Genomic DNA, 9798 nt, shown 5'->3' with positions numbered 1-9798 from the left:
GACCGATTTGCCCGCGACGAGCGGTTCGCCATCGGGACCTTTCACGCGTTTCAACGCCCCGGGGGCGGACGAGGGCCACCGGCTTTCCGGCCGCGACCGTGCTCTCGATCGGGCGAATCGAAGCCGGATCTTCGGCGAGGTCCCACAAGGGGCCATGGCCGCAGGGGTAGAACACCGCGTCGAAGTCCTTCGCCGCGACGTCCGAGAGTTTTTTCGTGTGCGCGAGCGCGACCTTCGCCTCAACGTCGGACTCGAATCGACGCGTCGCGTCGGTCTGAGCGCTGGCCTCGCTGCTCCGCGAGTCGAGCGCGGCTGCCCTCCCTCGGGCGAGGCCAGCGTGGCCTCCGCGCCTGCGTCTCTGAAAACGTAGGAGGGCGCGGCGAATTCTTGCAGCCACAACCCGGTCTTGTGGCCAGTGTCGCCCAGCCGGTCGTGGGGCCGTCCATTCTCGCGGAGCCGGTGCAAGTCTGGCGGTGGTTTGTGCATTCCTGATGTCCGCGCGGGCTCCAGAGTCGGCAATACCCCGCGCTCATCCCTTGGCGGCGGCCTTGAAGGCGAGCGCGGTCTTGCGAATTCCGTCCTCGAACGGCGTCGGGTCCGACCAGAATGCCCTGGCGAACTTGCTCGACTCCACGCGATAGGGCCGGTCGAAGGTAAAGCGCATCTCCTTCACCTCCCGCATGAAGGGGACGGCGAGGCTGAGCGGGCCGAGGAGGAAGGCCGGCAGGATGTTGAGTCTCAGCCGGACGCCGAGCGCGTCCGCGGCAAGCTGCAGAATGTCGCGTGTCGTTCGCGTGGGGGCGCAGGGGACGTGCCAGACCTGCCCATAGGCCGAATCCGGGGCCGCAAGGAGGGTCACCACGGCGCGGCCGATGTCGGGGACGTAGGTGTAGTCGTGCGGAATGTCGGGCGAGCCGATGAAAAACGCCGCCTTGCCTTTGGCCATTTTGGCCATGGCGCCAATTGACGTGTCGCCGAGATAGCTGTTGCCGACGCCGGGCCCATAGAAGTCCGGCGCGCGCAACGCGGCGATGCGGGCGCGGCCCTCGGTGCAGGCCTGCATCCAGATCCGCGTCGCGACGGCGCGCGCCGCGGGTTTCCGGCCGTAGGCCGTGAGCGGCATGGTCTCGACGAGCGGCGCGGTTTGCGGCCCGTACATGTAAAGGTTGTCGACGAACACCATACGGGCGCCGGTCGCCTCGCAGGCGGCGGCGAAATTGCCGATCGCCTTGGGCCAGTCCTCGCGCCAGACCGCTCCGTCATAGCGAAAGCCGATGGTGACCACGAACTGCCCCCCTTGTCCGGTGGTCTTGACCACAGCCTGGCGCTCGAGCGTATCGCAGGCGACGAAGGTCGCGCCGCGGGGCAGGTCAGGCGGGGCGTGGCGTTGCGCGACCACGACCTCGCGTCCCTCGGCCAGAAGGCGCGCCGCGGTCGCGCGCCCAGTTGGGCCATATCCGAAAATCACAATCCTGTCGTTCATGGGGAGCCTCCAAGGTTGCCAGGAGGATACCGCCATGACTATATCACAAATGAATAGTTTTTATTTCGACCATGCGTGAGGTGAATTTATCCGCGCTCGATCTCAATCTGCTTCCGGCGCTGGAGGCGCTGCTTCGCCTGCGCAGCGTCACACGCGCGGCGGCTGAGGTGGGCGTGAGCCAGCCGGCAATGAGCCGTGCGCTGGCGCGGTTGCGTGCAATTTTCGGCGATCCGCTGCTCGTTCGCGTCGGCGGCGGCCTGGCGCCGACGTCCGCCGCGGAAGCGCTGCAACCCAAGGTGGCGGCGGCGCTCGATGGCCTGCGTGGGCTCTTCCGTCCGTCGGCGATCGATCCGGCAGTTCTGAAGCGGACCTTCCGTCTGGCCGCAGCCGACGCCCAGACGATCCTCATCGCGCCTGCTCTCGTCGCCCGGCTCCAGCGCGAGGCGCCTGACGTCGATCTCGCCTTCTCGCCGATCGGGCGGGACATCATGGCGCGAATGGAGCTGGGCGAGATCGATCTCTGCTTCGCCACGGCCGCCACGCCCCTGCCTCCCGGCGCCGTCAGCGACACAATCGCCCACGACCGCCTGGCGCTGGTCATGAGGCGCGGCCATCCGGCGGCGAACCTCGAATGGACGTTCGCCGACTACGCCCTCTACCGGCACGCGACCGTATCGTTCTTCGGCGACGGCGTCTCCGAAATTGACGCCCGGCTTGGCGCGGCCGGCGTCGAACGCCGGATCGGCCTCACGACCCCGCATTTCATGGCGACGGTCGCCGCGGTCGCGGCGAGCGACCTCGTCACCACGATCTCCGCCGCCTTCGCGCAGCGCTTCGCGGCGAGCTTCGACCTCGTCCTGAAGCCGCCGCCGTTCGACGACGCGCTGGAGATGACTATTGTCTCCACTCGCCTGCGCGCCGCCGACACCGCGCTGCAATGGTTCCGAAAAATCCTCCGCGAGGAGACGGCCGCCGCCTACGCGCCGTCTTGAACTGCGGCGATTTGAACCTAGCTCATTATCAAGGCGTTAATTGACGCCGCGTCTACGGAAGGAGGCTTCAATGCCAAGTGAGACTTCATGGCGCGGGTTTAGAAGCGCGCAAGACTGGATCAACCTCATCTGCGGAGCGCTGCTGTTCATCTCGCCATGGGTGATGGGCTTCTCGGGTGTCACCGCGCCTGCGTGGGCGGCTTGGGTCGGCGGAATCGTGATCGCTGTCATGGCGATCGCCGCGCTCGTCCAGTTCGCCGAGTGGGAGGAATGGGTTGCTCTCGTTGTGGGCGTGCTGATGATCGTCGCCCCATGGGTTCTGGGCTTCGCCGCCATGACCTATGCGCTTTGGGCGTTCGTCGCGCTCGGGCTGATCGTCGCATTGGCGTCGGTTTCGGAGATCTGGATGATCCACAATCCGGCGCCGGCCGCGCGGTGACTTGAATGCAGGGGAGCGGGCCTCGCGCCCGTTCCCTTCAGTTGGCGAATTCGATTCCCGCCGTTTCGCGCCCGTAATCAAAGCAGAGCGTCCCGTCGAGGGGCGTTGCGTGTCGAAGGCGCAGCGCAGAGGCGTGAGCCGACTGTCGCGCGCAGCACGCGGCGTTCCTCGACGTTGGGCGGCCGCGAGGTCTGTGTCTCGCTGTGAATCGCCGCAATCGCGGGGGTAACCCTTTGACAAGGCGTTGAACGAAGCCGCGTCGGAGGAAGGAGGCTTCAATGGCAATCGAGACTTCGTGGCGCGGGGGCAAAAGCGTTCAAGACTGGATCATGCTCGTCTGCGGGGTTCTGCTGTTCATCGCGCCCTGGGCGATGGGCTTCTCCGACGACACGTCGGCCGCGCGCACCGCTGGGTCGGCGGGATCGTGATCGCCGTGATGGCGATTGCGACGCTCGTCCAGTCTGCCGAATGGGAGGACTGGATCGCGCTGATTGCGGGCGTGCTCATGATCATTGCGCCATGGGCGCTCGGTTTCGCGGCCCTGCACGCTGCGGTCTGGGCGTTCGCCGTGCTCGGTCTGGTCGTGGCGCTGGCGTCGGTTTCGGAGATATGGATGCTCCACTCTCCGGAACAGGCGGCGCACTGAGAAGCGCGAGACGGGAGCGGGCCCCGCGTCCGCTCCCCCTTCAGTCAATGAATTCGATTCCCGCCGTTGCGCCGCGGGACCAGACAAGGCGCGCGCGCCGGGCGGAATAGCCGCCGAAGCCGTCAAGAATCCTCAATTCGAACGTGGGCGGCAGGCAGATCAGGGCGTCGCCCGCGATGCGCGCGCCGAGGGGGGAGATATTGCGCAACGTCACGTCGAGCGTCGACGATCCGCCGTTGAAGACACAGCGGGCCTGAAGCAGGCGGCGGACGCGCGGCGCGCGGCGCTTCTCGGCATGGGGCGAGGATGGGGTCGGCGGCATGGCGGGGATGCTCGGCGATTCGGCTTGCATAAGGCTGGCGTCCGCGCCCCTTGACGCACGCGCCTCCTTTTGAAGAGGGTAGGGGCGACAAAAGCTCCGCGCTGGGGGTCGTTCCATGAAGCCGTCGCCTGTTTTCGTCGCGTTGGCCGCGCTTGCGGTCGGCGCGTGCAACGCCCCCGCCCCGCAGCCCTCCGCGCCGCCGCCGACGCCAGGGACAGTTTCCTATACGCCGGCGAATTTCCAGTTGCCCGAGGGCAGCGACTGCAAGGCCTCAATCGCCCGCTATCGCGCCGTCCAGGATAACGACCTCTCGATGGGGCACGTGGCGCAGTCGGTCTATAATCAGATCAAGCGCGAGATTGGCGCCGCGGAGAGCGTCTGCGCGGCGGGCGACGACGCCAAGGCGAAGGCGATGATCACGGCCTCCGAGCAGCGCCACGGCTACCCGACCGCGCTTTGACGGCGCCGCGCCGCTTGCGCCGTGAGGCGCGGCGCGATTCGACGCCGCCGATGCCGATCCTGGGACAGGTTGCGTCTGTGTGGTGCACTGCGCGGGAATCCAGTCGGTGGCCACACGCCAACCATTTTATTGGTCTCGCCCATTTTGCCTGAGGCTGCGACCCTCGCGAGTCGGAGTTCGAAGGCCGGAGGTGTCCATGCTGCCGCCCAAGCAAACCCTGTCCAAACCCCAGACCCGATTAGATTTGGAAAGGATTAAATCCGCAGTCCCCAGAATTTCACCGGTCTTCCGAGACACGCCTCAATACGCATGCCCGGCGCTGGGCGACGCGCTGGATTGCGAAGTCATTGTGAAACTCGAGACCGCAAATCCTGTGCGCTGTTTCAAGGGCCGCGGCGCCGAGACCGTCATGGCGCGGCTGACCGACAACCCCGGTCCCAAGTCGGCCGTTTGTGCGAGCGTCGGCAACCTTGGGCTGGCGCTGGCCTACAGCGGACAAAGCCGCGGGATTTCCGTAACGGTCGTGGCTGGCGCCACCGCGAACCCGTATAAGTTGGAACGGATCCGCGCTTCGGGCGCAACCGTGCGGATTGTCGACGGCGACTTTGACGATGCTCGCCATCTCGCGCGGCAGATGGCTGACAGCGAAGGCGCGTTTCTGGTTGAGGACAGCGAAAACCTTGATACCTGTGAAGGCGCCGGGACGATTGGACTCGAACTCATCGAGCACGGTGATCCCATAGACGCCGTGCTCATCGCTCTCGGGGGCGGGGCCTTGGCGACGGGCGTGGGTTACGCCTTCAAATGCCTAGCCCCTACGGTCGAGATCGTTTGCGCGCAACCCAAGGGCGCGCCGGCGATGGCGTTGTCGTGGAGGGCCAAATCTGTCGTCGAGACCGACCGCACCGACACGATCGCGGATGGCGTTGCCGGCCGCCGCCCAATTCCGGCAGTCCTGGACGACCTGCTGGCCGTGGCCGACCACGTCCCGCTGGTTGAGGAACACAGCATCATCGCCGGAATGCGTATGCTCTATCGCCATGCGGGACTCATCGTTGAGCCGTCGGCCGCCCTTGGCGTCGCGGCGATGTTGGAGGACCGATCCCGCTACAGGGGCAAACGGGTTGTGACGATCATCTGTGGGAGCAACGTCATTGCGACCGACTTCGAGAAATGGGTCATCAAACAGGACGACGACATCTCTCTGTGACCGTGCAGAAATCGCGATTGACGCACCGCTAAACTCGCGAGATGGATGCGCTCAGGCGCTGGCTCACAGCGAGAAAATCTTGAACGCATGACGGGCGAGCTTCCTCTCGAAAGACGGTGCTTCATCGTCGATGGCCTCCATGCCAGGTTGGCTAAGTCGCTCAATATGGTCGTTCATGGACTTGAGCGGGCGCGCCTCGGCAGCCGTTCGCGACTTCAGGCGGGCCGATCCAATGGCAGATCGCGCTGCGCGAACGCTCTCTCGAGATAGGTGACGACGAAGTCCGGCGTTCTCTCGCGGTCGATGTTGCCCGGGCGGCGCACGATGTGCATGCGGGTGAGTTCCGCGTTCGGATCGAGCGCCAAAAAGGCGTCGATGCGCGCCTTGGCTTCCTCCGCGGGCAGGGGCAGCGTCATTTCCTTCATGCAGGCGACGCGCTGTCCCACGAACACAACGGTCCAGCCGCTCTGGACCGTGGCGTCTTCCGCGGAGACGCCGGTCTCCTCAAAAAGCTCTCGCCGCGCGCTGACGTCGAGGTCGACCCTGTCGTCGAACACGTCGTTCAGGTCCGGGGTGCCGGCCGGAAAGTAGATTTTTCCGCCGTTCATGGTGTGGGACGCCATCTCGCCGAGCAGAAAGGCGCCCTCCGCGCTTCTGAGCGCCGCCATCGCAAAGCAGTTCTCCACCGCCTCGCCCGGGTGGCCGAAGTCGCGCCAGGCGATGAAATCGGCGTAGTCGGCCGCGAAATACTCCCCCTCGAGCTTCAGCGCGCCGTCGGCGCGGCGCGTGAGCGCGCGTCGTCCGAGCAACAATATGCGGCCGTTGAACAAGGCGGGCTTGTTTTCGATGAGTTGCGCCCAGTGCGACTCGATCGCGGCGCCGTGCGTCCGCGCGAATGTCCATCGGGAACGTTCGAGCCTGAAGTCGAGTTCGGCCACCTCGACGATGCGAGTCGGCGACGTCACAGGTCGAGCGCGCTCACGGACACGATCACCGCCGACCCTCCGATCGAGGCCGAGCGCAAGAGGTCCCGGACGTGGAATCCGAGGACAATGCGCGCGTCGATCGCGTCGTGAATCGAGTTTCGGTCCATCGATTTGTGCTCAAACGACTTGATCAGCGCCATGACTGCCCCGGCCCCGCGGCGCTCACCGCCTTCGACCTCTTGCATAGACCTCTTCCGAGCCTTCAGCCCTGTCAAGGGGCGAAGCCCGTCGGAGGCGGCGCGCTTTCCGCGCGCCCTGACAGGGCTCGGAAAACAAAGCTCGGCAAAAGAGGCCGAGGGTTTGAGATTGACAACAAGCATGAAGCTGTCTCCGTAATTCCCTTTCGCTTTGCGCATCGCCATGACAGCAGAGACGATATGCCACGTGGCAATTGTCTCGGAATGGGAGCAACATAATTCTAAAGAGCGGGCGCTATCGCCCTTGCGACCTGCGGGAGCCGGAGAGATGAGCTCCCGAAATTCTTGCCTTGTGCAGTGACGGACGGCGTTGGCGCCTGCCCCGAACACGGCCAGGGAAGAGACAGAACATGAATGCCAAGGAAAAGGCTATCCGCGAGCGCGCCTATCAACTGTGGGACCAAGCGGGAAGGCCAGAGGGACGCAGCCAGGAATTCTGGCTTGCCGCGAAAGCCGAACTCGAAAGCCAAGAGCGGTCGGGCAAGAAAAAGCCCGGCGTTCGCCGGTCTGCGGATGTTCGCAGTGAAACGGCGGCGGATTGGACGAAGAGACGGCGAGATCCGAGCTTTTGACCCGTTCCGCGCGGCCCGCGACGCTCCCCGCCGTCGACCAAGTGCTTGAGACCTCTTTTGAGGTTGTGAATCCGTGAAGGGGCGAAGGCCGCCCGGGGGCGGCGCGCTGCCAGCGCGCCTTGACAGGGCTGACGGCTCGGCAAGGTCAACGGCTCCGCGCGGAAATGCGTCGAAGCCCCGCGTTCGGCGCCCACTGGGCGCGCATTCAGGCGCCATTCGATATGCGTTCAGCACGCGTTCGAGCGCCGAAAACGGCCTCTTATCCACCCGTGAATCCAGCTTTCTCAAGAGGTTGGACCTGACTTTCGGCAAAAAATCGAAACGGCGGGGAACGCGCGCAATGCGCGCCGCTGTAGGGTGGGCTCGCTCAGCGCCGTCTGAGCCGAGGGCGCGAGACGGGACGCCGGACCACGGCTTGCTCATGACCCTCCTTTCCGGCCGCGACTGTGGGCTCAAGCTCGCGGGGCGGCCGTTTCGTTGAGCGGCCGGAATCGGCCAATCCAGAACTAATCCTGCCATATATTCAGAATCTCACAAATCATTTTCTGCAAAGCGCGTAGATGGGGATCGTCCAGGCGAATCGCGCGAGTCAAGGGGCGACGCCCGCCGGACACCCGCCGGACGCGGCGCGCTTTCCGCGCGCCCTTGACAGGGCTGACGGCGCGGAAAACAAAGCTCGGCAAGAGGTCGACGGCTCGGTCTGCCGACGCGCGCGAATGGGGATTGAGCAAGAAGCGGTTTTTCTGCAAGCGCTCCGGGCTCCGCCATACTGTGGCTCAGGTTTGCGGCGAGGGGACGCCTCACATGGGGAGCTCACATGGGGAGCTTTAGGTCAAGGGCTCATTCATTCGGGCATGTGTCAAACTCCGAGGGCGGTTTCGGTATCCGAGGTCCGAGCCTGATTGCATGACGCGGCCCGTTTCCGAGCACGATCAACCTCACATACGGTCGCCGCTCGAGACGGCTGCACCAACATCCCGCTTGCGGCGGGCAGGGGCTCAGGAGGACGAAACCATTCTATTGATCGGCATTTCAGGCCATGGCATCGATCGGTTCGTCCACCCGGATCCGCCAGAACTGATCAGGTCCTGGAAGATTTGAAACTCTGTTGAGCGTTTGTCGTCAGGCGACTTTCATCACGGCTCCCTCGATGACGACGCCGGCGGTGACATATTTCCATAACGCCACCAGCAGCTTGCGCGCCAGCGCCACGATGGTCGACTTCTTGAAACGGCCGCCATTGCCGCTGAGCCGTTCTTTGAACCACAGAGCCAGCGCCGATTGCGGCTGATGGCGGAGCCATAGCCAGGCAAGCTGAATCAGGGTGGTTCGCAATCGCGGATTACCGGCTTTGGAAACGCCCTGCTCGCGATCGACCGATCCGCTTTGCCAGGGCGTCGGCGCCAGCCCCGCGTATGACGCGAGCTGGCGGCGATTGTCGAAGTGGCGGAATAGCGCCTCCAACCAGAGGTTGGCGGCGAACTCTGGACCGATGCCCTTAAGGTCGACCAACATCTTCCCCGCCGGCGCTGGCGCGGCGGCTTGTGGCGTGGCGAGCAGCGCGTCCCGCTCGGCCTCCGCCCGCTTGATTTGATCAAGCAGCAGTTCGAGCCGATCGAGTTCGCGGCTAATCTGGGTCTTGAGATGCATCGGCAACGGACGGCCGTCGCCCGTCGTCAACTCGTCGAGCCGTTGGCGTCGATCGCGCCGCAGCGGCTCGTAACCGGAGACACCCTGGGAAAACAACAGCCCCTTGACGCGATTGACGTGCTTGACCCGCTCGGCGATCAGCACCTTGCGCTCACGGCAGAGGCGGCGCCGATCTTCTTCCTCCGGCGTCGGCGCTTTCACCATCGCGCACACCCGAGGTTCGCCGCGCTTATACGCAAGTAGCGCGCGGAGCAGCGCCTCGCCATCGATCTTGTCGGTCTTGGCGCGCCGCCGACGGCGCGACGTCGCGATCGAGGCCGGATCGACGACATGGCTTTCGACGCCTTCGCTTTGCAGCACGCGATGAAGCCAGAAGCCGTCGAGACCCGCTTCCTGAATGACAACGATCGGAAAGGATTTTCCGGTCCGTTCCAACGCCTTCTGCTTCAGCTCCGAAAATCGCGCCAGAAGCGCCGCGACGTCACCGGCCCGCACGGAATGCTTCGACATCTTTTCGCCGGAGCCCGGCGACAGCGATGTGATGAGCCAGATAGAGCGGCTGAGTTCCAAAGAGATGAAAATGGCCGCAAGATGGGTTTGGATAGCGGTCGGGGCTTCGGGTCGGTCTGCTACGCTTGGCATGGTCGTCTCCAGAGTCAGTGTTCGCAACCTCACTCTGCCAGAGCGCTGGTCGCTATCCACCTCCCCATGGGATCTATTGGTACGGCGATCAACGCTGCATTCTCGAATTCACAACCGGAACGGCGGTCTGGTATCACCCCGGATTGCCGCCGGCGCCGATCCGCTGGGTGCTCACGCGCGATCCAACCGGCGTGCGGGA

At 64.9% G+C, this 9798-nt stretch carries 12 protein-coding genes and 1 pseudogene; 7 read left to right on the top strand and 6 right to left on the bottom strand.

Features of this window, described 5'->3' with window-relative positions; genetic code table 11:
- Together ACLP25_RS11340 and ACLP25_RS11335 are read right to left on the bottom strand one after the other, a co-directional pair.
- Positions 1-486, bottom strand: a pseudogene (locus ACLP25_RS11340) (type 1 glutamine amidotransferase domain-containing protein); the annotation flags it as partial.
- Between the two features lie 43 nt (positions 487-529).
- Complete coding sequence (locus ACLP25_RS11335; RefSeq protein ID WP_442469300.1) at positions 530-1483, bottom strand: NAD-dependent epimerase/dehydratase family protein; 954 nt, start codon at positions 1481-1483, stop codon at positions 530-532.
- Positions 1484-1554: 71 nt separating this feature from the next.
- Here ACLP25_RS11335 and ACLP25_RS11330 point away from each other — a divergent pair, with 71 nt between their 5' ends.
- From ACLP25_RS11330 to ACLP25_RS11315, 4 genes are all read left to right on the top strand, one after another.
- Complete coding sequence (locus ACLP25_RS11330; RefSeq protein WP_442469299.1) at positions 1555-2475, top strand: LysR family transcriptional regulator; 921 nt, start codon at positions 1555-1557, stop codon at positions 2473-2475.
- Positions 2476-2545: 70 nt separating this feature from the next.
- Entirely contained in the window at positions 2546-2914 is a 369-nt protein-coding gene (locus tag ACLP25_RS11325; protein WP_442469298.1) for an SPW repeat protein, read from the top strand.
- Positions 2915-3192: 278 nt separating this feature from the next.
- Positions 3193-3342: an SPW repeat protein gene (locus ACLP25_RS11320; RefSeq protein WP_442469297.1), complete on the top strand. Its 150-nt coding sequence runs from the start codon at positions 3193-3195 to the stop codon at positions 3340-3342.
- Positions 3339-3560, top strand: a complete 222-nt coding sequence (locus ACLP25_RS11315; RefSeq protein WP_442469296.1) for an SPW repeat domain-containing protein — start codon at positions 3339-3341, stop codon at positions 3558-3560. The genes ACLP25_RS11320 and ACLP25_RS11315 overlap by 4 nt, the downstream gene beginning before the upstream one ends.
- A 40-nt stretch (positions 3561-3600) precedes the next feature.
- On the opposite strand, the gene ACLP25_RS11310 is transcribed toward ACLP25_RS11315, so the two are convergent.
- On the bottom strand, positions 3601-3912 hold the full coding sequence (locus tag ACLP25_RS11310; protein WP_442469295.1) for a PilZ domain-containing protein: 312 nt from the start codon (positions 3910-3912) through the stop codon (positions 3601-3603).
- A gap of 85 nt (positions 3913-3997) precedes the next feature.
- On the opposite strand from ACLP25_RS11310, the gene ACLP25_RS11305 reads away from it, so the two are divergent.
- Together ACLP25_RS11305 and ACLP25_RS11300 are read left to right on the top strand one after the other, a co-directional pair.
- Positions 3998-4342 carry a hypothetical protein gene (locus tag ACLP25_RS11305; protein ID WP_442469294.1) on the top strand — a complete coding sequence of 115 codons (345 nt, stop codon included), beginning with the start codon at positions 3998-4000 and terminating at the stop codon, positions 4340-4342.
- 196 nt (positions 4343-4538) lie between these two features.
- Positions 4539-5552 carry a threonine ammonia-lyase gene (locus ACLP25_RS11300; RefSeq protein WP_442469293.1) on the top strand — a complete coding sequence of 338 codons (1014 nt, stop codon included), beginning with the start codon at positions 4539-4541 and terminating at the stop codon, positions 5550-5552.
- A gap of 215 nt (positions 5553-5767) precedes the next feature.
- Here the strand turns inward: ACLP25_RS11300 and ACLP25_RS11295 are convergent, their stop codons facing one another.
- Complete coding sequence (locus tag ACLP25_RS11295; protein ID WP_442469292.1) at positions 5768-6517, bottom strand: NUDIX hydrolase; 750 nt, start codon at positions 6515-6517, stop codon at positions 5768-5770.
- On the bottom strand, positions 6514-6723 hold the full coding sequence (locus tag ACLP25_RS11290) for a hypothetical protein (RefSeq protein WP_442469291.1): 210 nt from the start codon (positions 6721-6723) through the stop codon (positions 6514-6516). Before ACLP25_RS11290 ends, ACLP25_RS11295 begins: the two co-directional genes overlap by 4 nt.
- A gap of 362 nt (positions 6724-7085) precedes the next feature.
- Between ACLP25_RS11290 and ACLP25_RS11285 the strand changes: the two genes are divergently transcribed.
- Positions 7086-7307, top strand: a complete 222-nt coding sequence (locus ACLP25_RS11285; protein WP_442469290.1) for a DUF2934 domain-containing protein — start codon at positions 7086-7088, stop codon at positions 7305-7307.
- Positions 7308-8429: 1122 nt separating this feature from the next.
- On the opposite strand, the gene ACLP25_RS11280 is transcribed toward ACLP25_RS11285, so the two are convergent.
- Complete coding sequence (locus tag ACLP25_RS11280) at positions 8430-9599, bottom strand: IS110 family transposase (RefSeq protein ID WP_442469301.1); 1170 nt, start codon at positions 9597-9599, stop codon at positions 8430-8432.
- Positions 9600-9798: the final 199 nt, after the last annotated feature.

The sequence above is a fragment of the Roseiarcus sp. genome (assembly GCF_052145395.1).
Taxonomy (GTDB): Bacteria; Pseudomonadota; Alphaproteobacteria; order Rhizobiales; family Beijerinckiaceae; genus Roseiarcus.
The sequence above is the reverse complement of the archived record's forward strand: the minus strand, read 5'-3'. Positions and strand labels throughout refer to the sequence as shown.

Excerpts from the sequence above, each read along its gene's own strand:
- ACLP25_RS11305 (WP_442469294.1), top strand. The coding sequence starts at position 3,998 with ATGAAGCCGTCGCCTGTTTTCGTCGCGTTGGCCGCGCTTGCGGTCGGC.
- ACLP25_RS11310 (WP_442469295.1), bottom strand. The coding sequence starts at position 3,912 with ATGCAAGCCGAATCGCCGAGCATCCCCGCCATGCCGCCGACCCCATCC.
- ACLP25_RS11335 (WP_442469300.1), bottom strand. The coding sequence starts at position 1,483 with ATGAACGACAGGATTGTGATTTTCGGATATGGCCCAACTGGGCGCGCG.
- ACLP25_RS11300 (WP_442469293.1), top strand. The coding sequence starts at position 4,539 with ATGCTGCCGCCCAAGCAAACCCTGTCCAAACCCCAGACCCGATTAGAT.
- ACLP25_RS11320 (WP_442469297.1), top strand. The coding sequence starts at position 3,193 with ATGGCAATCGAGACTTCGTGGCGCGGGGGCAAAAGCGTTCAAGACTGG.
- ACLP25_RS11280 (WP_442469301.1), bottom strand. The coding sequence starts at position 9,599 with ATGCCAAGCGTAGCAGACCGACCCGAAGCCCCGACCGCTATCCAAACC.
- ACLP25_RS11325 (WP_442469298.1), top strand. The coding sequence starts at position 2,546 with ATGCCAAGTGAGACTTCATGGCGCGGGTTTAGAAGCGCGCAAGACTGG.
- ACLP25_RS11290 (WP_442469291.1), bottom strand. The coding sequence starts at position 6,723 with ATGCAAGAGGTCGAAGGCGGTGAGCGCCGCGGGGCCGGGGCAGTCATG.
- ACLP25_RS11285 (WP_442469290.1), top strand. The coding sequence starts at position 7,086 with ATGAATGCCAAGGAAAAGGCTATCCGCGAGCGCGCCTATCAACTGTGG.
- ACLP25_RS11330 (WP_442469299.1), top strand. The coding sequence starts at position 1,555 with ATGCGTGAGGTGAATTTATCCGCGCTCGATCTCAATCTGCTTCCGGCG.